The 24,733-nt window shown below is 60.1% G+C and carries 20 protein-coding genes and 1 tRNA gene; 4 read left to right on the top strand and 17 right to left on the bottom strand.

The annotated features are described in order from the left end of the window. Nucleotides 1-10 precede the first annotated feature (10 nt). The 4 genes from CAF65_RS24905 to ptsP all read right to left on the bottom strand — a co-directional run bounded on the left by CAF65_RS24905 (nucleotide 11) and on the right by ptsP (nucleotide 7,206). Nucleotides 11-1,552: an alkaline phosphatase gene (locus CAF65_RS24905; RefSeq protein ID WP_085718656.1), complete on the bottom strand. Its 1,542-nt coding sequence runs from the start codon at nucleotides 1,550-1,552 to the stop codon at nucleotides 11-13. A 100-nt stretch (nucleotides 1,553-1,652) separates the two neighbouring features. Then, nucleotides 1,653-3,392 (bottom strand): PTS fructose-like transporter subunit IIB, encoded by a 1,740-nt coding sequence (locus tag CAF65_RS24900; RefSeq protein WP_085718655.1) that lies wholly within the window; start codon nucleotides 3,390-3,392, stop codon nucleotides 1,653-1,655. Between the two features lie 11 nt (nucleotides 3,393-3,403). Next, complete coding sequence (pfkB, locus tag CAF65_RS24895) at nucleotides 3,404-4,345, bottom strand: 1-phosphofructokinase (protein WP_085718654.1); 942 nt, start codon at nucleotides 4,343-4,345, stop codon at nucleotides 3,404-3,406. Next, nucleotides 4,345-7,206: a phosphoenolpyruvate--protein phosphotransferase gene (ptsP, locus tag CAF65_RS24890; RefSeq protein WP_085718653.1), complete on the bottom strand. Its 2,862-nt coding sequence runs from the start codon at nucleotides 7,204-7,206 to the stop codon at nucleotides 4,345-4,347. The genes pfkB and ptsP overlap by 1 nt, the downstream gene beginning before the upstream one ends. 290 nt (nucleotides 7,207-7,496) lie before the next feature. Here ptsP and cra point away from each other — a divergent pair, with 290 nt between their 5' ends. Further along, nucleotides 7,497-8,492 (top strand): catabolite repressor/activator, encoded by a 996-nt coding sequence (gene cra / locus CAF65_RS24885; protein WP_085718652.1) that lies wholly within the window; start codon nucleotides 7,497-7,499, stop codon nucleotides 8,490-8,492. 3 nt (nucleotides 8,493-8,495) lie between these two features. Next, nucleotides 8,496-9,272 (top strand): TatD family hydrolase, encoded by a 777-nt coding sequence (locus tag CAF65_RS24880; protein WP_085718651.1) that lies wholly within the window; start codon nucleotides 8,496-8,498, stop codon nucleotides 9,270-9,272. Here the strand turns inward: CAF65_RS24880 and CAF65_RS24875 are convergent, their stop codons facing one another. The 4 genes from CAF65_RS24875 to ampD form a co-directional block, all read right to left on the bottom strand. Then, the gene (locus CAF65_RS24875) at nucleotides 9,273-9,662 is read right to left on the bottom strand and encodes a hypothetical protein (protein ID WP_085718650.1); all 390 of its coding nucleotides are present in this window, start codon (nucleotides 9,660-9,662) and stop codon (nucleotides 9,273-9,275) included. Nucleotides 9,663-9,843: 181 nt separating this feature from the next. Next, nucleotides 9,844-10,548: a methyl-accepting chemotaxis protein gene (locus CAF65_RS29130; RefSeq protein WP_371919027.1), complete on the bottom strand. Its 705-nt coding sequence runs from the start codon at nucleotides 10,546-10,548 to the stop codon at nucleotides 9,844-9,846. A gap of 1,516 nt (nucleotides 10,549-12,064) precedes the next feature. Continuing rightward, nucleotides 12,065-12,901, bottom strand: coding sequence for a regulatory signaling modulator protein AmpE (gene ampE / locus CAF65_RS24865; RefSeq protein ID WP_085718648.1), 837 nt, complete (start codon nucleotides 12,899-12,901; stop codon nucleotides 12,065-12,067). Continuing rightward, nucleotides 12,898-13,458: a 1,6-anhydro-N-acetylmuramyl-L-alanine amidase AmpD gene (ampD, locus tag CAF65_RS24860; protein ID WP_085718647.1), complete on the bottom strand. Its 561-nt coding sequence runs from the start codon at nucleotides 13,456-13,458 to the stop codon at nucleotides 12,898-12,900. The genes ampE and ampD overlap by 4 nt, the downstream gene beginning before the upstream one ends. A 251-nt stretch (nucleotides 13,459-13,709) precedes the next feature. Here ampD and nadC point away from each other — a divergent pair, with 251 nt between their 5' ends. Beyond that, nucleotides 13,710-14,558: a carboxylating nicotinate-nucleotide diphosphorylase gene (gene nadC, locus CAF65_RS24855; RefSeq protein WP_085718646.1), complete on the top strand. Its 849-nt coding sequence runs from the start codon at nucleotides 13,710-13,712 to the stop codon at nucleotides 14,556-14,558. A 58-nt stretch (nucleotides 14,559-14,616) separates the two neighbouring features. On the opposite strand, the gene CAF65_RS24850 is transcribed toward nadC, so the two are convergent. Beyond that, nucleotides 14,617-14,922 carry a DUF6388 family protein gene (locus CAF65_RS24850; protein ID WP_085718645.1) on the bottom strand — a complete coding sequence of 102 codons (306 nt, stop codon included), beginning with the start codon at nucleotides 14,920-14,922 and terminating at the stop codon, nucleotides 14,617-14,619. A 302-nt stretch (nucleotides 14,923-15,224) separates the two neighbouring features. Here CAF65_RS24850 and CAF65_RS24845 point away from each other — a divergent pair, with 302 nt between their 5' ends. After that, the gene (locus CAF65_RS24845) at nucleotides 15,225-15,731 is read left to right on the top strand and encodes a hypothetical protein (RefSeq protein WP_085718644.1); all 507 of its coding nucleotides are present in this window, start codon (nucleotides 15,225-15,227) and stop codon (nucleotides 15,729-15,731) included. A gap of 11 nt (nucleotides 15,732-15,742) precedes the next feature. On the opposite strand, the gene CAF65_RS24840 is transcribed toward CAF65_RS24845, so the two are convergent. The 8 genes from CAF65_RS24840 to rimP all read right to left on the bottom strand — a co-directional run bounded on the left by CAF65_RS24840 (nucleotide 15,743) and on the right by rimP (nucleotide 24,695). Beyond that, a tRNA-Thr gene (locus tag CAF65_RS24840) sits at nucleotides 15,743-15,818 on the bottom strand. A gap of 140 nt (nucleotides 15,819-15,958) precedes the next feature. Further along, nucleotides 15,959-18,064: a polyribonucleotide nucleotidyltransferase gene (gene pnp, locus CAF65_RS24835; RefSeq protein ID WP_085718643.1), complete on the bottom strand. Its 2,106-nt coding sequence runs from the start codon at nucleotides 18,062-18,064 to the stop codon at nucleotides 15,959-15,961. Between the two features lie 209 nt (nucleotides 18,065-18,273). After that, nucleotides 18,274-18,543, bottom strand: a complete 270-nt coding sequence (gene rpsO / locus CAF65_RS24830; protein WP_011332409.1) for a 30S ribosomal protein S15 — start codon at nucleotides 18,541-18,543, stop codon at nucleotides 18,274-18,276. 117 nt (nucleotides 18,544-18,660) lie between these two features. After that, nucleotides 18,661-19,578, bottom strand: coding sequence for a tRNA pseudouridine(55) synthase TruB (gene truB, locus CAF65_RS24825; protein ID WP_085718642.1), 918 nt, complete (start codon nucleotides 19,576-19,578; stop codon nucleotides 18,661-18,663). Between the two features lie 3 nt (nucleotides 19,579-19,581). Continuing rightward, a complete protein-coding gene (rbfA, locus tag CAF65_RS24820; protein WP_085718641.1) occupies nucleotides 19,582-19,983 on the bottom strand; it encodes a 30S ribosome-binding factor RbfA in 402 nt (133 codons plus the stop codon). 159 nt (nucleotides 19,984-20,142) lie between these two features. Further along, a complete protein-coding gene (infB, locus tag CAF65_RS24815) occupies nucleotides 20,143-22,668 on the bottom strand; it encodes a translation initiation factor IF-2 (protein WP_085718640.1) in 2,526 nt (841 codons plus the stop codon). A 27-nt stretch (nucleotides 22,669-22,695) separates the two neighbouring features. Continuing rightward, nucleotides 22,696-24,177 (bottom strand): transcription termination factor NusA, encoded by a 1,482-nt coding sequence (gene nusA, locus CAF65_RS24810; protein ID WP_047537517.1) that lies wholly within the window; start codon nucleotides 24,175-24,177, stop codon nucleotides 22,696-22,698. 59 nt (nucleotides 24,178-24,236) lie between these two features. Further along, the gene (rimP, locus tag CAF65_RS24805) at nucleotides 24,237-24,695 is read right to left on the bottom strand and encodes a ribosome maturation factor RimP (RefSeq protein ID WP_007973115.1); all 459 of its coding nucleotides are present in this window, start codon (nucleotides 24,693-24,695) and stop codon (nucleotides 24,237-24,239) included. Nucleotides 24,696-24,733: the final 38 nt, after the last annotated feature.

Raw genomic sequence — 24,733 nt, 5'->3', positions numbered from 1 at the left:
AAGGTGTCGATCAAACCGGCTGCAGCTTCTGCTCAAACACAGACACCCCATCCAGATCCCGCAACACCACGCTCAACTCCCCGCTTTGCCCCTCAATATTCACCTCGCCAAAAAACTGAAACCCGGCAAATGGCGAGACGTTCTGCGCGGGTGGTGCCTTCTCGAACACCGCCTCAGGACCAAAGGTTTTATCCAGCGGATTGGGCCCGAAGCTGCCGGCATTCAAAGGCCCGGCGACGAACTCCCAGAACGGTTCGAAATCCTGAAACGCCGCCCGATCCGGATGGTAATGATGGGCCGCGCAGTAATGTACATCTGCGGTCAGGAACAGGAAATTGCGCACCTGCCGCGCCCGCAGAAAACCGAGCAATTCGGCGATTTCCAGTTCGCGCCCCTGGGCCGGGCCAGGCTCACCGTTGGCCACCGCTTCCCACCGCGTGATACCGGGGCTGACTTCGCCGTCGGGTACACCGAGGCCGATGGGCATGTCGGCGGCGATCACTTTCCATTGCGCATTCGAGGCCTGCATTTCGCGCTTGAGCCAGTCCAGTTGCTCACGGCCGAGGAACGGCTTGGCCTCGCCCAGATTGTCGTCATTGGCCCCGCGATAACTGCGCATGTCCAGCACGAACACATCGAGCAGCGGCCCGTAACCGAGCTTGCGATAGATCCGCCCGCCGCCATCGGCGCTCTGCAAGCGCATCGGTGCATACTCGAGCCAGGCCTGGCGTGCGCGGTCCACCAGGCTGTGGATATCCTTGCTCTGGTAGCGCGTATCCAGCTGCTTGCCGGGTGACCAGTTGTTCACCACTTCGTGGTCGTCCCACTGCCAGATCTGCGGCACTTCGGCATTGAAACGGCGGATGTTTTCATCCATCAGGTTGTAGCGGTAATTGCCACGGTACTCATCGAGGGTCTCGGCGACTTTGCTCTTGGTCTCGGTGGTGATGTTGCGCCACACCCGGCCACCTTCCGTGGTGAGCTGCGCCGGGATCGGGCTGTCGGCGTAAATGGTGTCGCCGCTGTGGATAAAGAAATCCGGCAGACGTCGACGCATCGCCTCGTAGATGCGCATGCCACCAATGTCCGGGTTGATGCCGAAGCCTTGGCCAGCGGTGTCGCCGCTCCAGACAAAACGCAGGTCGCGCCGGGTCTGCGGCACGCTGCGCAAGTGACCGAACCAGGGTTCGCTGGCAACGCCACTCTGGGCGTCCTCAAACTGCACTCGATAGAAAATCGCCTGGTCGGCAGGCAGCCCGGTGAGTTCGACCCGGGCGGTGAAATCGCTGCGCGCATCGGCCAGGGGCGAGACGAATCGCCGAGGGTTGGGAAACAGGCTGCGAGTGTCCCACTCCACCACCATCCGTGCGGGGCGATCGCAGCGGCTCCAGACGATCGCCCGGTCGCCCAGCAGGTCACCGGACTGCACGCCGTCGGTGAGTTGCGGCCGGTCCTTGACCGAAGCGATCACCGCTGGCGCCAGCCCTGGCAACAGCAATCCGGCGCCAACCGCTTGCATGACACGACGGCGCCCGAGGTTGAAATCGCTCATGGTGTTCTCCCTGAAAAAGGAAAAACTAAAGCATGGCTGGATGAAGCCGGCATGACATCCCCACCTTGTAGGAGCGAGCCCGCTCCTACAGGAATCGGTGTCAGGCCGTGACGGGTTCTACCGCCAACTCCACCACCTCCGGCCGCTTGACCAACGCATACACCACCGCCGTCAACAGGCTCCCCGCCACAATCGCCAACAAATAAAGCAGCGCATGATTGATCGCATTCGGGATCGCCAGCACAAACAACCCTCCGTGGGGCGCCATCAATTTGCAGCCGAAATACATCGACAGCGCACCAGTCAGCGCACCACCGGCAATGCTCGCCGGAATCACCCGCAACGGATCTTTCGCGGCAAACGGAATCGCCCCTTCGGAGATAAAGCACAACCCCAACACCAGCGCTGCCTTGCCGGCTTCGCGCTCAGTCTGCGCAAACTTGCGCCGCGCAATGAACGTGGCGATACCCAGGCCAATCGGTGGCACCATGCCCGCAGCCATGGTCGCCGCCATCGGCGCGTAACTCTGCGACGCCAGCAACCCGACCGAGAACGCATAGGCCGCCTTGTTGATCGGTCCGCCGAGGTCGACGCACATCATGCCGCCCAGCAACACCCCCAACAGAATCGCGTTGGTGGTGCCCATGCTGTCGAGAAAATGCGTGAGCCCGGAAAGCATCCCGGCCACCGGTTTGCCGACCACGTAGATCATCACCAGTCCGGTGAACAGGCTCGCCAGCAGCGGGATGATCAGGATCGGCTTCAGCGCCTCGAGACTTTGCGGCAAACGCGCATACCGGTTGATCGCCCTGGCCGCATAGCCGGCGAGGAAACCGGCAATGATCCCGCCGATGAAACCGGCGCCCAGGGTGCTCGCCAGCAGACCGCCGATCATCCCCGGCGCGAGGCCCGGACGGTCGGCGATGGAATAGGCGATATAGCCTGCCAGCAGCGGCACCATCAGCTTGAATGCAGTGTCGCCACCGATCTGCATCAGCGCCGCCGCCAGTGTGCCCTGCTCCTTGAAGGCGGTGATGCCGAACACGAACGACAAGGCGATCATCAGGCCGCCGGCCACCACCATCGGCAACATGAATGACACGCCAGTCAGCAGGTGTTTGTAGGCACCCGTCTTTTCCTGTTTGGCCGTTGTTTTCGCAGCGCCCGCAGCGCTTTCCTGCTGGCCTTCGGCCAAGGCCTTTTTCAAGGTCGCTTCCGCTTGCTTGAGGGCAATACCGGTGCCACAGCGATAGATTTTCTTGCCGGCGAAACGCTCGGTGGCGACTTCGATATCGGCCGCCAGCAGCACCACATCGGCCTCGGCAATCGCTTGCGCGCTCAATGGATTGCGCGCGCCGACCGAGCCCTGGGTTTCCACCTGCAGGTCATAGCCCAAGCGCCTGGCCGCTTGCTGCAAGGCCTCGGCAGCCATGAACGTGTGGGCTACGCCCGTCGGGCACGCGGTGACGGCCACCAGTCGCGGCGCGTCCCGGGCAACCGCCACAGGTTCGACGACCGCTTCTTCAGCAGCGTAAACCTGAGCGTCCTGCGCACCACGCCGCAGCACGGCTTCCACGTCTTGCAGGGCTTGGGCCGGGGTGCTCTGGAACAGTCGCTTACCGACAAACCGCGACATATCCACAGGTGCGCTGGTCACCAGCAGCACCCACTCGGCCGCGTCGAGAGTGGCCGCCGACAGTTGCTTTTCAGGATGCGTGGCATCGGTGATTTCGACACTGGTGCTCCAGCCCTGACGCTGGGCCGCGGCATCGAGCAACCGGGCACACAGCACACTGGTGACCATGCCGTTCGGGCAGGCCGTAACGATGGCTAACTTCATGACAAACCCTCTTATTGTTCTGTCAGGGGACGCACGCGCACACCCTGTTCAAGCTGCGCCAGTTGCGCTGCATCGCCAATGCCGAAACCGATCTGGGTCACTGCCATCGCGGCAATCGCCGTGGCGGTGCGCAAGGTTTGCTCCGGCGTATCGGCGCTGAGCAAACCGTGGAGCATCCCCGCCAGCAAGGAATCGCCCGCGCCCACCGTGCTGGCGACGCTGACATTGGGTGGCGTGGCATGCAATGCCGAGCCGACGCTGAACCAGTTCACGCCTTCGGCACCGTGGGAGATCACCACATGCTCGATGCCCTGGGCGTGCAAACGCTCTGCCGCTATGGCCTGGGCGCTGACCGACACGACCTCGCAGCCCAGCACCTCGGCCAGCTCTTCGGTGTTGGGTTTGATCAGCCACGGCCCCGCCTTCAGCGCTGCACGCAACGCCTCGCCGCTGGTGTCGAGGGCGACGTTCAGCCCCAGGTTCTTCAAGCGCACAATCAACGCCTGCAACCAATGCGCGCTGACGCCCAACGGCAAGCTTCCGGCGACAACCACCGCATCGTGCCCCGGTGCGATCTGCTCCAGTCGATCCAGCAAGGCCTGCTGCGCCACCTCGCTGACCTGTGGCCCCGGCCCATTGATGTCGGTGATGCGGCCGTCACCTTCCGCCAGTTTGATGTTGCTGCGGGTCTCGCCCGGCACGCGGATGAAGGCATCGACAAAACCGCGCCTGGCGAACAGCGTTTCAAACGCTTGCAGATTGTCCTCGCCGAGAAAGCCACTGACGGTCAACTGATGCCCGAGGTCCGCCAGCACTTGCGCCACGTTGACGCCTTTGCCGGCGGCGTGGGTGTGCATCACATCGCTGCGGTTGACCTGGCCGGCTTCGAGGCGCGGCAACTGGACGGTCAGGTCCAGCGCCGGGTTGAGGGTCAGGGTGAGAATCCGGGCCATTACAGGGCCTCCACAAGTGCGCGCACTTCATTGGCGCTGCCCACGGCCAAGGCCTGTCGGGCAAGGGTTTGAGTCTCAGTGAAGCCCAGTTCGCGAATTCGCGCCTTGACCTCGGCAATACTGCGCGCCCCGACGCTGAGTTCGTCCACGCCGAGGCCGACCAGTACCGGCACCGCCAGCGGGTCGGCCGCCAGCTCACCGCACACACCGACCCATTTGCCGTGAGCATGGGCCGCGCGCACGGTGATGTCGATCAGTTGCAGCACCGCCGGGTGCAAGCCGTCGGCCTGGGCCGACAGCGTCGGATGGCCACGGTCGATGGCCAAGGTGTATTGCGTCAGGTCGTTGGTACCGACGCTGAAAAAGTCGACCTCTTTGGCCAGCACCGGCGCCAGCAATGCCGCCGACGGCACTTCGATCATGATCCCCAGTTGCAGGTCAGCGACCGGAATTTCCTGACGCAGGCGTTCGGTCATGTCACGGGCCTGGCGCCACTCGTCAACGCTGCCCACCATCGGAAACATGATCCGCAGCGGCCGATTGTCGGCCGCCCGCAGCAAGGCGCGCAATTGCGCTTCCATGATCGGCGGGCGCTGCAAGGTCAGGCGGATACCGCGCACGCCGAGAAACGGGTTTTCTTCCTTCGCGATCGGCCAGTACGGCAGCGGTTTGTCGCCGCCGACATCAAGGGTGCGCACCACCAGCGGCCGCCCGGCCAGACCGTCGAGGACGCGGCGGTACTCGGTTTCCTGGGTTGCCTCGTCGGGCGCTTGCGGGTGGGCCATGAAGATCAGTTCGGTGCGCAACAGGCCGATGCCTTCGGCGCCCTGCTCCACTGCGCCAGCCACGCCGGCGCTTTCACCGAGGTTGGCGAACACTTCAACGGCGTGACCATCGCGGGTCAATGCCGGCTGGTGACGCTGCTCGGCGGCGGCCTTCAGGCGCTGCTCACGGGTATCGCGTTCGGCCGTGGCCCGCTGCAAGGTCGCCGCGTCAGCGTCCACATGCAGACGACCGCGCTGGCCATCGAGCAGCAACGGCGTACCCGGTGCCAGCAGCAACACGCCGGGACCGGCGCCGACCAGTGCCGGGATGCCCAGCGCCCGGGCAACAATCGCACTGTGCGCCGTAGCGCCACCCCGGGCGGTGAGAATCCCCGCCACGCGAACCGGATCGAGACGGGCGACATCGGACGGTCCGACCTCGTCCATTACCAGAATGTACGGTTGATCCGGTTCGCTCGGGGTTTCGATGCCGCTGAGCTGCATCAACACCCGACGCCCGATGTCGCGCAAGTCGGCTGCACGCTCGGCGAGCAAGGCATCCTGCAACGCTTCCTGCTGTCGGGCCGCCGCTTCGATCACAGCCATCCACGCCGCCTCGGCGCTTTCGCCCTGCTTGAGGCGCGTATCAACCTCATCGGTCAGTTCCGGGTCGTCGAGCATCTCTTGGTGGGTAATGAAGATTTCGCGAATGGCTTTGCTTTTGCTGCGCTCGATCAAGCCCTGGATGTCACGTCGTACCTGTGCCAGGCCGTGTTGCAGACGTTCACGCTCGATGGCGGCGGACTCACCGCGCAACGGGTAGTCGATGGTTTGCAGCACATGAATATGGGCCGGTCCGATGGCGATCCCCGGCGCAGCGGCAATTGCCTGAACCACGCTGCCCGACACCGGGGCGAGGACTACTTCGGCCATATCGGCAACGACTTCGCGCGCCTGGCTTACCGGTGGCAGCGGTTCGACTTCCTCACCGAGGCCTTCTTCGATGGCGGCCAACAAGGCTGGCAACGCATCGGCGGCAATGCCTGGCTCGGCGATGAACTCCAGGACCTGCCCCCGACGGGCGCCGAGGCTGAGCAATTTGCTCAAGCTCTTTACCGACACCGCGCTGTCGTGGCCATCGACGATCCGCACGCGGATGTCACCTTCAAAACTCTTTGCCAGTTGCGCAAGGATTTTCGCCGGTCGCGCATGCAAACCGTGGGCGTTGGCCAACGCAATTCGTGCGCTGGGCCAGTCGGCGGGCACTTCACCACCGAGCACTTCGAGGACTTTGCGGCTACTGGTGGCGCGCCCCAACTCATGGCCACGCCCTTCGATCAGCAACGCGCACAGGCGCTCGAGCAGGGTTTGATGGGCCTCACCGAGGCTGGCCAGGCAAAACAGGCCATTGAGCGGCTGGCCGAGATAGCGCAGCGGTTTGTCCGGAGTGACGAAGGCCAGGCCGGGGCGCTTCACCGTTTGCTCACTGTGCAGCCACCACAGGCCATCGCCCAACGGCAGCGCTTCAACCTGTTGCAGCACGGCGGAGAAACCGTTGCTCACGCAGTCGGCCTGGCGCAACAAACGTGCGCCGCGCCAGACCAGCTCTTCGAAATCTTCGGCCGCTACACCGAGGCCGATCATCTGCGCATCCAGCGCCAGCTCCTGCGGCGCACCTTGCAGCAATTTCAGCAATGCCTCGGCGGAACCGGCGCGACGCAAGGCCTGCCCCAGATCAGTCTCACCGAGAGCGCGAGTCAACAATTGCAACAGGCGCAGATGCTCATCGGATTTGGCGGCGATACCAATCGCCAGGTAAACGATATGACCGTCGCCCCAGTCCACACCGTCAGGGAACTGCATCAGGCGCACACCGGTGGTGAACACCAGGTCGCGGGTTTCGGGCGTACCGTGGGGGATGGCAATACCTTGACCGAGAAAGGTCGAGCCCTGGGCCTCCCGCGCCTGCAATCCGGCGAGATAACCCTCGGTAACCAGGCCGTCAGCAACCAGATGCCCGGCCAGCAATTGCAGTGCTGCGGACTTGTCCACGGCCGACTGGCCCATGGAAATCTGCTCTACAGTGAGCTCGAGCATGCTTTCTCCTTTTTGGCGCCTTGGGGCGCCAGGTATTGTTTTGATTGAGCCAGCTTAGGCGCCTGGTCGTCACTTTTGGCAGTTTCACGGCAGAACCGGCCAAAGGCGCCTATGACGTAGAAAATACGCTTGCTGAAACGTTTAATCTAGATTGAATGGCACGTTACTCGATAATGTCCCATCCTTGAAGCTCAACTTGTCGGATGCGTTGCGACAATGGTCACCTGCCTTAATCGGTTAGGATTGACGAAAATGTCGAGGCACACTCGAAAAAACAAGGAAACAGCGGGTTGAAACTCAGTGATATCGCCCAGTTGGCCGGTGTGTCCGTCACCACCGCCAGCTATGTCATCAATGGCAAGGCCGAACAACAGCGCATCAGCAGCGCCACCGTCGAACGCGTGCGCGCGGTCGTCGAACAACATGGCTTCACGCCCAACCCACAGGCCGCCGGTTTGCGCAGCCGACACACGCGCACTTTGGGGTTCATTCTGCCGGATCTGGAAAACCCCAGTTACGCGCGAATCGCCAAATTGCTGGAGCAAGGCGCGCGAGCCCGGGGTTATCAGTTGCTGATCGCCAGTTCCGACGATGCTCCGGACAGCGAACGGCAATTGCTGCAACTGTTCCGCGCCCGGCGCTGCGACGCGCTGATCGTTGCCAGCTGCCTGCCGGCCGGTGACGACAGCTATCGCCAATTGCAGGCCAAGGGCATTCCGATCATCGCCATCGACCGGGTCATGGAACCCGAGCATTTCTGTTCGGTGATCAGCGACGATCGCGAGGCCAGCCTGCAACTGACCCGCAGCCTGCTGGAGCCGCTGCCCAGGCAGATCGCGCTGATCGGCGCCCGCCCGGAACTGAGCATCAGCCGGGAACGTGCCGCTGGCTTCAAAGAGGCTCTCGCCGGGTTCAACGGTAAGGTGTTGATCGAAGAAGGTGAGTCCTTCAGCCGCGAGTGCGGTAAACAATTGATGGAAGAGTTGCTGCAGCGTCTTGGCCATTTGCCCGATGCCCTGGTAACCACATCCTACGTGCTGCTTCAGGGCGTGTTCGATGCGCTGCACGACTTCCCGCTGAAAAACCGTCCGCTGCGCCTCGGCACGTTCGGCGACACCCAGTTGCTGGACTTCCTGCCGCTACCGGTCAACGCCATGGCCCAGCAACATCAACTGATCGCCGACAAGGCCCTCGCGCTGGCCCTGGCCGCCATCGAGCAGTCGGATTACCGGCCCGGCGTACAAGCCATCGCGCGGACGTTCAAGCAGCGTATTCACCAGGATTGAACCGTGGAGCTGATCGACACCCACACCCATCTGGATTTTCCGGACTTCGACGCCGACCGTCAGACGCTGCTGGCCGACAGCCGCGCCCTCGGGGTGCGGCGGATCGTGGTGCTGGGGGTTTATCAGGCCAATTGGCAGCGGGTCTGGGAGCTGGTGCAGAGTGACCCCGACCTGTACGCCGCGTTCGGGTTGCACCCGGTGTATCTGGACGATCATCGACCGCAACACCTGAGCGAACTCAGTGACTGGCTGACACGTCTCGCCGGCCATCGGCAACTGTGTGCGGTGGGTGAGATCGGCCTGGACTATTTCATCGAAACCCTGGACCGCGACCGTCAGCAGGCGTTGTTCGAGGCGCAATTACAACTGGCGGCGGATTTCGAACTGCCGGCATTGATCCACGTAAGGCGTAGCCATGCGGCGGTGATTGCCACGCTCAAACGGTTTCGCCTGAAACGGGCCGGCATCATCCACGCCTTCGCCGGCAGCCAGGAAGAGGCCCGCGAATACATCAAGCTCGGCTTCAAGCTCGGCCTCGGCGGCGCCCCGACCTGGCCCCAGGCGCTGCGCATGCACCGCGTGCTGGCGCAATTGCCGCTGGACTCGGTGGTGCTTGAAACCGACTCGCCGGACATGGCGCCCGCCATGTTCCCCGGCCAACGCAACAGCCCGACACACTTGCCGGCGATCTGCACAGCACTGGCGCAATGGATGGCAATCAGCCCGGAACAGCTGGCGGCGGCCAGCACCGCCAACAGTTGCCAAGTGTTCGGCTGGTAATCAGTTGGCGTGAGCCTTGGCGGCTTCCAGGATCAGCGTCAGGTGCTGGCGTCGGCGGAAGTAACGGATCACCGCGAAATACACGAATATGGCAATCAGCGAAGCATTCAGCTGTTCGATGACGCTGAGCATCCCTACCCACTCCATCACCAACGCCACCAGCAAGGCGACGCCGACCATCATCCGCAGGCTGGCGCGCAGCAGTGAAAACGAGTCGAGCGACTTGAAGCGTTTGATCTGTTCCGGGCAACGTAACTGAAGGTGTTTCTGGCAGTAGGCACAGGCAAACGCTTCATTGATCGCAATGGCATTGAGTTGCCAGGGTTGAAGCCGCGATGTGCGCTGACAATGCGCACAGCGCCCCTGGACTCCTGTTGTCGCAACAGACATAACCGGTTTTCCTCCTTGCGCTCAGCGGCGTACATCTTCCTTGATTGAAATCCAAAAAACAGCGCACGGAGAGAATCAGGAGGACTTCCACCCGACAAGGGAAAAAGTATTACAAAACATTCTGGCAGTACACCAAACCTATGGGAGCGGGCATGGTCGTACAGGGTTTCCGGGCAGTCCTTCAGACCCGGAATGCACTGATCAACTGTTTCAACTCCACGACCTGAGCCGACAATGCGCGGCTGGCATCTTCGGTCTGATGCGCACCTTCGGCGGTGCGCTCGCCAGCGCGATTGATCTCGACGATGTTCTGGTCGATGTCGTGAGCCACGGCAGTTTGCTGCTCCACCGCGGCGGCAATCTGCTGGTTCTGGTCGACGATCATGCCGACCGCTCCCAGAATGTTTTCCAGCGCCCGCTGGACCTTTTCCGACTGTCCCACTGTGCCGTTGGCCATTTCGTGGCTGGTGCCCATGGCCTTGACCGCCGCGCCGACACCGCCATGGAGCTTGGCGATCATCTGCTCGATTTCTTCTGTCGATTGCTGGGTCCGTTTGGCCAGGGTCCGGACTTCATCGGCCACCACGGCGAAACCACGGCCCTGCTCACCGGCCCGTGCTGCCTCGATGGCGGCATTGAGTGCCAGCAGGTTGGTCTGCTCGGCGATGCTCTTGATCACTTCAAGCACGCGGCTGATGGACTGGCTGTCGCTGGCCAGTTGATTGATCACCAGCACCGATTGATCGATCTCGCTGGCCAGCGCGGCAATGCTGCCTTGCTGCGACTCCACCAGACCGCGACCGCTGATGGTCTCATCGTTGACACTGTGGGCACTGCTCACCGCCGCCGCGGCACTACGTGCCACTTCCTGGGACGTGGCCGACATCTGGTTCATGGCCGTGGCCACCTGTTCGATCTGCGTACGCTGCCCGGCAACGGCCAGGTTGCTTTGCGCGGAAACGTTTTCCACTTGCCCGGCCTGACGCTCGACCTCGCTAACGGTCTGCCCCACCCGTTCGATCAAATCATGGATTTTTTTCACCGTGCCATTGAACACTTCGCCCAACTCCCCCAGCTCATCGCGGCTGTGAGCGCTGAAGATCACCGTCATGTCCCCCGCCGCCACCTTGTCCATCACCGCCCCCAGGCGCTTGAGCGTGGTGCGGGTCGAGGCATAGAAGGCGCCGTAGAGATAAAAGATCAACACGAACACGACTGATAACGCCACCGCCTGCAAAACCATGTGCGTGCGGTTCTGTTCCAGGCGTTGCTGCAACTGTGGGCCCAGATACTTCAGGGTTGCTTCGTTGAGTTGGTAAGTCTGGTCCATCAGGGCGCTGACTTGATCGTAAAAACCCTGCCACGGCGCATCGAGGGTGTCAGCCATGATCACTTGTTCTTCGAACAACTCGCTGGACTTCTTCAGGGATGCCCGGCTGCTCTCGGCCTGAGCGGCCAAGGTATCGCGCGCGGCTTTGCTGGACCCCAAGGCATCCTGCAACTTCAGGCCATATTCGGCCTGGAGCTTTTCAATCTGCGCCAGCAATTCATCGAAACGGGTGCTCGAAGCCGAGTTGATGAACCCCTGCCCCAACGAATAAGAACCCATTGCCCGACCTTCACCCAGGATCTGGGTGACACGCGGCGTGACGAGGGTGACGAGCTCGCTCAACTGGCGCATGTCGCTCTGGTTGTCACGACTGAGGCCGGCCTGGCTGGTGATGAGCTGACTGAAAATCTGCGCGCTACCCACCAGCTTGCCAATCAAGGCGCTTTTGCTCTGCAGGGAGTTTTCCGTTTGCTGGGCCTTGAACGCAGCGATCATTTCATCGCGCTTGCCATCAAACACTGCGACCTGCTCCGGATCGCTGGTCATCGCCGTCAGCCCTTGCATGCGAGTCAGAATATTCTGCTCAAGGGCGCTGATTTTCGATTCGACATTGCCGGCCTTGCCGGATTGGCCGAGGCTGACATTGATCTGTACCAGGTTGTTCAGGGTTTCCAGATCGCGCCGTAACGCCAGGCTGCTGCCCAACAGGTCGAGACTTTGCAGTTCGATGCGCGTGCCCTGGAATTCGCGGTAGGAGTCACGCACCAGATAGAAGTTGGTCACCAGCATCGGCACCAGGAACAGTACGCTGATCAGGCTGAACTTCATGCCGAAGCTCAGGCGATTCATCAGTGCGACAGCGGGATAGAGCAAGCTCTTCACTGGATGTCTCCCTTCAATTTTTTATTTTTTTTATTGGCAGGCGCAGACCAGGAGCAGATAGCCACTATTCAGCGCTATCTCTGTATAACTTAAATCGGCGGGAGGTTTTGTAACTTAAGGTTAACGACAGGGCGATGCACTTCGGACAAGTGATCACCCTGTGGCGAGGGAACTTGATCTGACTACAGCCCTAAGACAGGACCGTCCACAGTGCAAACCCGGCATACCAGAGCACCGCGGCACGCAGCAGCAGGTCCCAGATGCGGTCCAGGTTGTTGATACCTTCTGCGCCGGCCACCGGTGCCGGAATTTCACCGGCCACCAGCCCGACTTTCTCGATCAATTGCGCGGCGCTGATGTTCCAGTTCAGCAGCTCATGCAGCATGACCCGACTGACCGCGACAAAATTGCCGACCAACGCCAGGCTCGCCGCCAGCAGACGCACCGGCACCCAATCAAAGGCATGACGCAGTTGCCCGGCGCGCTCGACCACCGCAGGATTTTTCCCGTGCTCTTCGGCCAGCGCCAGCAGCCGATAGCTCAGCGCCGCGACCGGCCCCAGCAGGAAGTACCAGAAAATCACCGCGAAAAAGCTGTGGTACGCCTCCCATAGCAAATGCCCTTCGACCTGTTCCAGCAGTTGCTCGCCACTGTCTGCGCAGATATCCAGGTCGCGCTTGGCGACATGGGCCGCGGCTTGCAGGTCCTCCCGACGCCAGGCATCGCGGAACGGCCCGAGATCGCCGAGCAGATCACCGCGCCCCAGGCTGTAGATCACCACCAGCAAATGGATCGGCAACGCCAGCAACCCGTAGGCCACCGGCTCGATGACGACCAGCAGCAAACCCAGCAACGCCACCGGCAACAAGACCATCACTGACAACACCAGCCATGGCCGGTCCGAAAGTCGCGGGCTGGCCTCAAGCCTGTTCAGCTTGTGTGTCCATCCACTATCGCGCTGAACGCGATGGCGCAAGGCCGAAAATTTCTCGATCCATACCGCCAACAGCAACACCAGAAAACTCATTGCCCTTCCTCTTGTGCCAGGGCGGCCCGATAGCGTGCCCAGTCGAACGCCGGCCCCGGATCGGTTTTGCGCCCGGGTGCAATGTCGCTATGCCCGCAGATGCGTTGTGCGGTGATGCCCGTGAAAGCGCTTTGCAACTGCCGGGTCAGGGCCGTCAACGTCTCATATTGGGCATCGGTGAACGGCAGATCATCCGTACCTTCCAGTTCGATGCCCACGGAAAAATCGTTACAGGTTTCCCGTCCCTCGAAACACGAGACGCCGGCGTGCCAGGCGCGCTCAAGACAAGAGACAAACTGAGTGACGGTGCCGTCACGTTCAATCAGAAAGTGCGCAGACACCCGCAGGTCGGCGATCCCTGCAAAGTAGGGATGTTCCGTGACATCCAGACGATTCTGGAAAAATTCCTGCACCTTGCCGGTCAGAAATTGCGCGGGCGGCAGACTGATGTTGTGGATCACCAGCAGGGATATCTCGCCCTCGGGGCGCGCATTGAAGTTGGGCGAAGGGCATAAACGCACACCCTGACACCAACCGCTCGCGGGGTCCAACTGCATACCGACTCCTTCAACGTCGACTGTGTTGGCACAGTATGCCGCGATAATCCATCGGGGCGCGATCACTTGCCGCGTTTAAGGCGCTTGTGGTTGTCCTTCTCGAACAGGCGCTTGTTCGGAATCGACGGCCAACGCGACAACGTCAGGCATTCGACCAAATGCAGGCACCAGCGCCAACGTAACGCGCTGATGCCTTGGGTTGGTCGCTGACATGGCCCTATAATCGAGCCACTTTGTTTGTGGAGTCCGTTATGCCGAATCTACGTCTCGCCGATCTGACCGCCGAAATCGAAGCCAACGTGCGCCGTGCGTTGCGTGAAGACATCGGCAGCGGCGACATCACCGCGCAGTTGATCCCGGCCGAACGCCTGGCCAAAGCCACCATCATCACCCGCGACGCAGCCGTCATCAGCGGCACCGCCTGGGTAGATGCCGTGTTTCGGCAACTGGACCCACGTGTGGCGGTGCACTGGCAAGTTGCCGACGGTGAACGGGTGATGCCCAATCAGGTGCTGTTCCACCTCGAAGGCCCTGCGCGCTCACTGCTGACTGGCGAACGCAGCGCCCTGAACTTCCTGCAATTGCTCTCCGGCGTGGCGACCCGCGCGCAATACCTGGCAGACTTCGTGGCCGAAACTCAGGTCAAGCTGCTCGACACCCGCAAAACGCTGCCGGGGCTGCGCCTGGCGCAAAAGTACGCAGTGACCTGCGGCGGTTGCCACAACCACCGCATCGGCCTGTATGACGCCTTCCTGATCAAGGAAAACCACATCGCCGCCAGCGGCGGTATCGCGCAGGCAATTGCCGCTGCGCACAAGATCGCCCCGGGCAAACCGGTCGAGATTGAAGTGGAAAGCCTGGATGAGCTGAAAGAAGCGCTGGCAGCCGGTGCCGACATCATCATGCTCGACGAACTGAGCCTGGACGACATGCGCGAAGCCGTGCGCCTGAATGCCGGCAAAGCCAAACTGGAGGCCAGCGGCGGGATCAACGAAAGTACGTTGCTGCCGATTGCACAGACCGGAGTGGATTACATTTCGATCGGTGCAATGACCAAGGATGTGAAGGCGGTCGATCTGTCGATGCGCCTGAGTATCTGATCACACGTATGTGAGTTGCCAAACTGTAGGAGCGAGCTTGCTCGCTCCTACATGAGTGTCAAACCACCAGATTGTTCATCTCGCAGTACTCCTCCCACTCGACGCCCAGCACTTCGGCTGCTTCTTTATGCAGCTTCAGGCGCTCAGCTTCGTACTCTTCCGGGGTGCAGGTGTACTTGAGTGTCAACTCCCACGGCTGCAAGCCCTGGGCTTCCGCCTCATCCTCGAACGCCCATTGGATCTGGTCTTTCTGATCATCGGGACTCAAGTCCTTGATCTCGTCCATCAGTTCGGGAGCATCCAGCACATACTTCTTCAGCGCTTCTTCGTGCCGGGCTTCCTGGGTCATCTCTTTAACGGTCATGTTGTTCTCGCTGATCTGGGGAATGGAAGATGGATCTGGATCATCAAGGATCTCTCTGACGCAGAAGAACCGCTTGTAGTCCGGTCTGTCTGGCCTTCAGAACCATTCGGGATCATCTGAAAACTGCTGGGCGAAGCTCATGCAGGCTCCGAATATAGGATGTTTGTCGGACGATTTACACGACTCTTTACATCTCCCTGCAAAAAGTCGTGCACACGATGTGTTGATGGTGACGGGAACATAAATTTATATTCCGAGTCATAGCAATATGCCATGCCGGCACCTCACAAGGAACCTTAGTGATGCGCAGCTTTTCGAAGTTTTCGTCTGTTCTGTCCGCAACGGTGATGACAACCTTGCTGGGGGCCCTGCCGCTACCGGGAACCGCACTGGCCAGTGTTGAATTGAGTAGCGGCTACACGTCCTCTGGCGACAAGTTCACGGTCATTCACAATGAATACGGCAAAGAGGTACTGATCAGAAGCGAATACAGCGTCGACGATCTGAAAGAATTGCAGGAGACGATCAACAATCAGACCCGGCAGATCGAAGAGCTCAAGCGCAGCAATGGTTCCAGCTCAAGCTCCAGCAGCAAGGAAATCGACGAACTCAAGCGCACGGTGGCCGAACAGGAGCGCGACATCAACAACCTCGGCAAGCAGGTTGAAGAACTCAAACGCAATAGAGACTCAAGCTCCAGTTCAAACAGCAGCGAGATTTCCAGCCTGAAGCGGGAAGTCAGCGATCAGGACCGCGAACTCGATAACCTCAAACGGACCGTCGAGGACTTGAGCAGAAAGGTGAAATAACCGAGAGGATGTGGTGCCCGAGACAGGAATCGAACCTGCGACCTTCGCGTTACGAGTGCGCTGCTCTACCGGCTGAGCTACACGGGCTGTGGGCTAAACCTAGCACTGAGTTTCAGCTCCGGCAACGTCGTCAATCATCTCTGTGATCTACAGACAAAAAAATGCCCCTCCGTTTTCACGGCGGGGCATTTTTTTACAACGTTGAAGCGGTCAGACGTGGGGCGTGATTAAACGCCCGAAGCCTTGGCCGCTGCCACGTCCTTGATGGACAGTTTGATACGGCCGCGGTTGTCCACGTCCAGTACCAGCACTTCCACTTCCTGGCCTTCTTTCAGGATATCGGTCACTTTCTCAACGCGAGCATCGCTCAGCATGGAGATGTGAACCAGACCGTCCTTGCCCGGCAGGATGTTGACGAATGCACCGAAGTCGACGATGCGCTCAACCTTGCCGACGTAGATCTTGCCGATTTCGGCTTCAGCGGTGATACCCAGAACGCGCTGACGTGCTGCTTCAGCCGCGTCCTTGGTTTCGCCGAAGATCTTGATCGAGCCGTCGTCTTCGATGTCGATCGAAGCTTTGGTCTCTTCGCAGATCGCACGAATGGTCGCGCCGCCTTTACCGATGACATCACGGATTTTGTCGGTGTCGATTTTCATCGCGATCATGGTCGGAGCGTTGGCCGACAGTTCGGTACGCGACTGGCCAATGATCTGGTTCATCTGGCCGAGGATGTTCAGGCGCGCTTCCAGGGCTTGGCCCAGAGCGATTTCCATGATCTCTTCGGTGATGCCCTTGATCTTGATGTCCATCTGCAGCGCGGTTACGCCTTTGGCGGTACCGGCTACCTTGAAGTCCATGTCGCCCAGGTGGTCTTCGTCACCCAGGATGTCGGTCAGGACGGCGAATTTCTCGCCTTCTTTAACCAGACCCATGGCGATACCGGCAACCGGTGCCTTCATCGGCACACCGGCGTCCATCAGGGCCAGGGAAGCACCGCAAACGGAAGCCATCGAGCTCGATCCGTTGGATTCGGTGATTTCCGACACAACACGGATGGTGTACGGGAACACGTCAGCGGCAGGCAGCATGGCCTGAACCGAACGACGGGCCAGACGGCCGTGACCGATTTCGCGACGACCGGCGCCACCCATGCGACCACACTCGCCCACCGAGAACGGAGGGAAGTTGTAGTGCAGCATGAACGGGTCTTTTTTCTCGCCTTCCAGGGTGTCCAGCAGCTGTGCGTCACGGGCGGTGCCCAGCGTCGCGACTACCAGAGCCTGGGTTTCGCCACGGGTGAACAGGGCCGAACCGTGGGTTTTTGGCAGAACGCCGACTTCGATGTTCAGCGGACGCACGGTGCGAGTGTCGCGACCGTCGATACGTGGCTTGCCGTTTACGATGTTTTCGCGAACGGTGCGGTATTCGATTTCGCCGAAAGCCGCTTTGACGTCAGCAGCGGAAGGCTGGCCTTCTTCGCCGGACAGCTTGGCAACGACCTGGTCTTTCAGTTCACCCAGGCGAGCGTAACGGTCGGCCTTGACGGTGATGGTGTAAGCCTGGGAGATCGCTTCGCCGAACTCGGCACGGATGGCGCCCAGCAGTTCGGTGGCTTCAGCTTGTGGAGCCCAGGTCCAGGTTGGCTTGGCAGCTTCGGCGGCCAGCTCCTTGACGGCCTGGATCACGGCCTGGAACTCGTCGTGGGCGAACAGTACGGCGCCCAGCATCTGGTCTTCGGTCAGCTCTTTGGCTTCCGATTCAACCATCAGAACAGCTTCCGAAGTACCGGCAACGACCATGTCCAGGCTCGAAGCAGCCAGTTGCTCGTAAGTCGGGTTCAGCAGGTAGCCGGTGCTTTCGTGGAACGCAACGCGGGCAGCGCCGATCGGGCCATCGAAAGGAATGCCGGAGATGGCCAGGGCAGCCGAGGTACCGATCATCGCAGCGATGTCCGGATCGGTCTTCTTGCTGGTGGAAACGACGGTGCAGACAACCTGCACTTCGTTCATGAAGCCTTCCGGGAACAGCGGACGGATCGGACGGTCGATCAGTCGGGAAGTCAGGGTTTCTTTCTCGGAAGGACGGCCTTCGCGCTTGAAGAAACCGCCAGGGATCTTACCGGCAGCGTAAGTCTTTTCCTGGTAGTGAACAGACAGAGGGAAGAAGCCCTTGCCTGGATCGGCTTGCTTGGCGCCGACTACGGTCACCAATACGCTGACGTCGTCGTCAACGGTGACCAATACTGCGCCGGAGGCCTGACGGGCGATACGGCCAGTCTCGAGGGTAACGGTCGACTGACCGAACTGGAATTTTTTGATTACCGGGTTCACGGTGTCCTACCTTCTTTGTGGCTCTTGGGGGAACTGGTTTCTTGCGAAATTCTTGGGCAACGCCGGGAATCGGCCCGACCGGTTGTCCGGGGTACACTCACGCAGGTAAAGCAGGTATCCAGATAAAACTTGAGGCTGGAAGCCTGCCATGCGCTGGCGGGAAACCCGCTGACGCACGACAGACAACCAACCTCTAGCGCAATCGCTTGTTAGCGACGCAGACCCAGGCGAGCGATCAGAGCGCTGTAACGGCTCACGTCCTTGCCTTTCAGGTAGTCCAGCAGCTTACGACGCTGGTTAACCATGCGGATCAGACCACGACGGGAGTGGTGATCTTTACCGTTGGCCTTGAAGTGACCTTGCAGTTTGTTGATGTTGGCGGTCAGCAGTGCAACTTGCACTTCTGGCGAACCAGTGTCACCAACGGCTTGCTGGTAGTCAGCTACGATTTGAGCTTTTTCTTGAACGTCGAGAGCCATGAGGCAATCCTTTTATCAGGAAACTGTTTCAGAAAAACAGTTTCAACAGGCCAGGGACAAATCCCTGTATCTAAAAAAGAGTAGTGACCGTGCCTGTTAACAGCCACCCTCGTCCGGTCATTCTGACCGAATCAGTCGACGCGGCGCGATACGCCCGTCTTCGCTCACTTCACCGATACCGATGAAGCGACCATTGTGATCCTGTACCCGCACCATGCCGAACTTCGGAGCATCCGGGGCACGTACCGGCTGGCCGTTGAGCCAGTAGAACGCGCTCGCTTCCGAGAACTGCAACAGTGGCCAATCCAGCAGGCCGCTGTCCGATGGCATCAGGAAGCGATCGACCGCTTCGTTGCCGCCTTCGGCATGTACCGCTTCCAGCTCTTCCAGAGTAACCGTCTGCGCCAGGGTGAATGGCCCGGCCTGGGTACGTCGCAGTTCTGCAACGTAAGCGCCACAACCGAGTTGCTCACCGATATCCTCCACCAGGGTACGGATATAGGTGCCTTTGCTGCAATCCACCGCCAGCCGCACAGTATCGCCTTCGAAGGCCAGCAATTCCAAGCGCGTAATAGTAACAGAACGCGGTTCGCGCTCCACTACTTCGCCTGCACGAGCCAGCTTGTACAGCGGCTGGCCATCACGCTTGAGCGCCGAGTACATCGGCGGTATCTGACTGATTTGCCCACGAAATTTCGGCAGTACGGCCTCGATGTCGGCGCGACCAACGGTCACCGGACGCTCCTGCAAAACTTCACCTTCGGCATCCGCCGTGGTGGTCGTCTTGCCCAGCTGCGCCAGGGTTTCATAACCCTTGTCGGAATCGAGCAGGTACTGCGAGAACTTGGTCGCCTCGCCGAAGCACAACGGCAACACGCCGGAGGCCAAGGGATCGAGGCTGCCGGTATGACCTGCCTTTTCGGCGTTCAGCAACCAGCGAACCTTCTGCAAGGCCGCGTTGGAGGTAAACCCCAGCGGTTTGTCGAGCAGGATAATGCCGCTGACGTTACGACGGATACGTTTGACCTGAGCCACCGATTACTCCTTGGTGTCTTCGGCTTCTGCCGCAACCGGATGGTGATTGTCTTCAGCCACTGCGCGCTCGATCAATGCCGACAGATGTGCACCACGCACGACGCTTTCGTCGTAGTGGAAGTGCAGCTGTGGAACGCTGCGCAGCTTCATCTCGCGAGCCAGCTGCATGCGCAGGAAGCCGGCGGCAGAGTTCAGCACCTTGATGCTTTGTGCAATTTCTTCGGCGCTATCCTGACCCATCACGGTGATGAAGATCTTGGCGTGACCGACGTCACGGCTGACTTCCACTGCGGTAATGGTGACCAGGCCGACGCGCGGGTCTTTGACTTCACGACGGATCAGTTGTGCCAGCTCGCGCTGCATCTGATCGCCGATACGTTGGGTACGGCTGTATTCTTTTGCCATGTATTGTTACCTGTTACTGCCCCACGGCTAAACCCGCAAGGTCTGAAAGCGGCAAACGCCCGGCCTGACAAAAGCCAGACCGGGCGTTGCGTTTAGAGTCCTGGTGACGAGCTGCGCACTTGCATGCGGCTACCCGTCACGGCTCTTGAAGTGCGCGAGTCAGAGGCTGCGAGCAACCTGCACCTTCTCGAAGACTTCGATCTTGTCACCGACCTTGACGTCGTTGTAGCTCTTCACGCCGATACCGCACTCCATGCCGGCACGCACTTCGGAAGCGTCATCCTTGAAGCGGCGCAGGGATTCCAGCTCGCCTTCGAAGATAACGATGTCTTCACGCAGTACGCGGATCGGACGGTTACGGTGAACAGTACCCTCGATCACCATGCAGCCGGCGATAGCGCCAAACTTAGGCGAACGGAACACGTCACGGACTTCGGCCACACCGAGGATGTTCTCGCGAACATCGCTGCCAAGCATACCGGTCAGGGCTTTCTTGACGTCTTCGATAATGTCGTAGATTACGTTGTAGTAACGCATGTCCAGACCTTCCTGCTCGACGATTTTCCGTGCGCCAGCATCGGCACGCACGTTGAAGCCGAACAGTACAGCGTTGGAAGCCAGTGCCAGGTTGGCGTCGGATTCGGTGATACCACCGACACCGCCACCGACAACGCGCACTTGCACTTCGTCGTTGCCCAGGCCGTTCAGAGCGCCCTGCAAAGCTTCCAGCGAACCACGGACGTCGGATTTGAGGACGATGTTGAGCGTCTTCTTCTCTTCCTGACCCATGCTTTCGAAGATGTTTTCCAGCTTGCCGGCGTGAGCGCGAGCCAGTTTGACTTCGCGGAACTTGCCTTGACGGAACAGAGCCACTTCACGGGCTTTCTTCTCGTCGGCAACCACGCTCATCTCGTCGCCAGCGTCCGGGGTACCGTCCAGGCCGAGGATCTCGACAGGGATGGCCGGACCGGCTTCCTTGATTGGCTTGCCGTTCTCGTCGAGCATGGCGCGAACGCGGCCATAGTTCGAACCGACCAGGACCATGTCGCCCTGACGCAGGGTACCGTCCTGAACCAGAACGGTAGCCACCGGGCCGCGGCCCTTGTCCAGGCGGGATTCAACCACGACACCACGGCCAGGAGCCGATGGGGTTGCGGTCAGTTCCAGAACTTCGGCTTGCAGCAATACCGCTTCGAGCAATTCGTCGACGCCAGTACCCATTTTCGCCGAAACCGGTACGAATGGCGTGTCACCACCCCAATCTTCCGATGTCACGCCGTGTACCGACAGTTCGCTACGGATGCGATCGAGGTCAGCACCTGGCTTGTCGATCTTGTTCACCGCGACAACCAGCGGAACGCCAGCAGCCTGAGCGTGCTGAACAGCTTCGATGGTTTGCGGCATTACGCCGTCGTCCGCTGCAACCACCAGGATCACGATGTCGGTCGCCTTGGCACCACGGGCACGCATCGCGGTGAACGCGGCGTGACCAGGGGTGTCGAGGAACGTCACCATGCCACGGTCGGTTTCAACGTGGTACGCACCGATGTGCTGGGTGATACCACCGGCTTCGCCAGCAGCAACCTTGGCACGACGGATGTAGTCGAGCAGGGAGGTCTTACCGTGGTCAACGTGGCCCATTACGGTCACGACCGGCGCACGGGAAACCGCTTCACCTTCAAACTTCAGGGACTCGGCCAGGGAATCTTCCAGGGCGGTGTCGCTGACCAGGGTCACTTTGTGGCCCAGCTCTTCGGCAACCAGCTGGGCAGTTTCCTGATCCAGTACCTGGTTGATGGTCGCAGGGGTACCCAGTTTGAACATGAACTTGATGATTTCAGCAGCCTTGACCGACATCTGCTGAGCGAGATCGCCAACAGTGATGGTCTCGCCGATCTTCACTTCGCGCACGACAGGGCCGGTTGGGCTCTGGAAACCGTGGGCGTTGCGCTTCTTCAGCTTGGCCTTGCCGCGACCACCACGACGGAAGCCATCGCTTTCTTCGTCGGTAGTACGTGGGGCAACGCGTGGAGCAGGCGCCTTCTCCTTGACCGAAGCACGATGCGGAGCGTTTTTGCGCTCGCCATCGCCGCCACCGCGACGATTGTTGTCGTCGGCACGTGGCTTGTCCGGACGACGCTGTTCGTCGCGCTTGCGAGTGTCCGCCGCAGGAGCCGGGGTAGCCACAACAACCGGGGCGCTTTCGCGCACAGGCTCGGCCACCGCAACTGGCGCTGCAACAGCTTCGACAGGAGCGATCGGCGCAGCAGCAGGCTGGCGACGCGCTTCTTCTTCGGCGCGGCGCTTGGCTTCTTCTTCAGCCTTCTGACGTGCAGCATTTTCTACTGCGCGACGTTCATCCAGTTCACGCTTGCGCTCGGCTTCGATTTCTTCCGGGCTGCGCTGTACGAAGACTTTCTTTTTGCGTACTTCAACGCTGATGCTTTTGCTGCCAGCAACACGCAGGGTGCTGGTGGTTTTACGCTGCAGCGTAATCTTGCGTGGTTCTTCCACTTTCGCCTTGTGGCTGCTTTTCAAGTGAGTCAGCAAGGATTGCTTCTCACTGTCAGTCACATGTTCTTCGGCGGCGGTGTGCGGCAGACCTGCCTCACGCATCTGCTGCAACAGGCGCTCTACCGGTGTTTTGACCTCATCGGCCAGTTGTTTCACCGTGACTTGCGTCATGCACTTCTCTCCTCAGGCCGCGCCTAATTACTCGAACCAGTGGGCTCGGGCGGCCATGATCAACTTGCCGGCACGATCATCGTCAATGCCGTCGATGTCGAGCAGGTCGTCAATAGACTGCTCGGCCAGGTCTTCGCGGGTAATTACGCCGCGCACCGCCAGTTCCATCGCCAAATCCTTGTCCATACCCTCAAGCGAGAGCAGGTCTTCGGCCGGATGGGCGTCTGCCAGCTTTTCCTCAGTAGCGATGGCTTTGGTCAACAAGCGATCCTTGGCACGAGCGCGAAGCTCGTTGACGATGTCCTCGTCAAAGCCGTCGATGTTGAGCATTTCTTCCAACGGTACGTAGGCAATCTCTTCCAGGCTGGTGAAGCCTTCATCAACCAGTACCTGAGCCAGTTCTTCGTCGACTTCCAGCTCGTCGATGAAATTGCGCAGGATGTCGCCGGTTTCTGCTTGCTGCTTAGCCTGGATGTCCGATTCGGTCATCACGTTCAGGGTCCAGCCAGTCAACTGGCTGGCCAGACGCACGTTCTGACCACCGCGACCGATGGCCTGAGCCAGATTGTCTGCGCCAACGGCGATGTCCATTGCGTGGGCATCTTCGTCAACGATAATTGCCGCAACCTCGGCCGGGGACATGGCGTTGATCACGAACTGAGCCGGGTTGTCGTCCCACAGAACGATGTCAACACGCTCACCGCCCAACTCACCCGACACTGCCTGGACGCGCGAACCGCGCATACCGATGCAAGCGCCTTGTGGGTCGATGCGTTTGTCCTTGGAGCGAACGGCGATCTTGGCGCGCGAACCCGGATCACGGGACGCAGCCATCACTTCGATCAGGCCTTCGGCAATTTCCGGCACTTCGATGCGGAACAACTCGATCAGCATTTCCGGCGCGGTACGCGACAGGATCAGCTGAGGGCCGCGGTTCTCGGTGCGGATTTCCTTGAGCAGCGCACGCAGACGCACGCCAACCCGGAAAGTTTCGCGAGAAATGATGTCTTCACGGGCCAGCAACGCTTCAGCGTTGTTGCCCAGATCAACAATCACGTTGTCGCGGGTGACTTTTTTCACGGTGCCGGAGATGATTTCACCCAGGCGCTCGCGGTAAGCGTCAACAACCTGAGCGCGCTCGGCTTCGCGAACTTTCTGCACGATGACTTGCTTGGCAGTCTGTGCAGCAATGCGGCCGAACTCGATGGACTCGATTTTTTCTTCGACGACGTCACCGACCTTGGCGCCAGGGTGCGTTTCAGCAACCTTGCTCGGCCAGGTTTCGATGGCCGGATCGTCCAGGTCTGCTTCCTCGACGACCGTCCAGCGACGGAATGTCTCGTATGCACCCGTGTGGCGATTGATTTCCACACGCAGATCAACTTCGTCTTCGAAACGCTTTTTGGTAGCAGTGGCCAGGGCCAGCTCCAGCGCTTCAAAAATAACGTTTGCCGGTACACCCTTTTCGTTGGATACCGACTCAACAACCAGCAGTACTTCTTTGCTCATCGTACGCCTCGCCTTTCGCAAGCCATTGGATCCGCGGGATCCGCAGTATCTGGCACGCCTCAGTCAAAACTGGGAATAATGTTGGCCTTGTCGATCATATCGATCGGCAACAGGAACTCATGATCTTCTACCTGCACCACGACATCCTGCTCTTCTACGCCGCGCAGAAGGCCCTGAAAGTTGCGTCGTCCTTCAAAAGGCGAGCGCAACTTGATCTTCACTTGTTCACCGGCAAATTTTGCAAACTGCTCAAGAGTGAACAGCGGGCGTTCCATGCCAGGCGAGGAAACCTCAAGGGTGTATTCAACGGAGATTGGATCTTCAACATCCAGAACACCGCTGATCTGACGGCTGACGATGGCGCAATCGTCCACCAGTACGCCGCCTTCTTTATCGATATAAACGCGCAACATTGAGTGGCGACCTTGGGCCGAAAACTCAATACCCCAGCATTCATAGCCTAGGGCCACGACCACCGGGGCCAGCAAGGCCTGCAACTCTTCTAGCTTGCTCGACACCTGAACCCCCTAGTGCATGTATGTGCATGCTATGAAAA

The sequence above is a fragment of the Pseudomonas sp. B28(2017) genome (assembly GCF_002113025.1).
Taxonomy (GTDB): domain Bacteria; phylum Pseudomonadota; class Gammaproteobacteria; order Pseudomonadales; family Pseudomonadaceae; genus Aquipseudomonas.
Note: the sequence above shows the minus strand (reverse complement) of the source record. Positions and strands in the feature narration are given on the sequence as shown.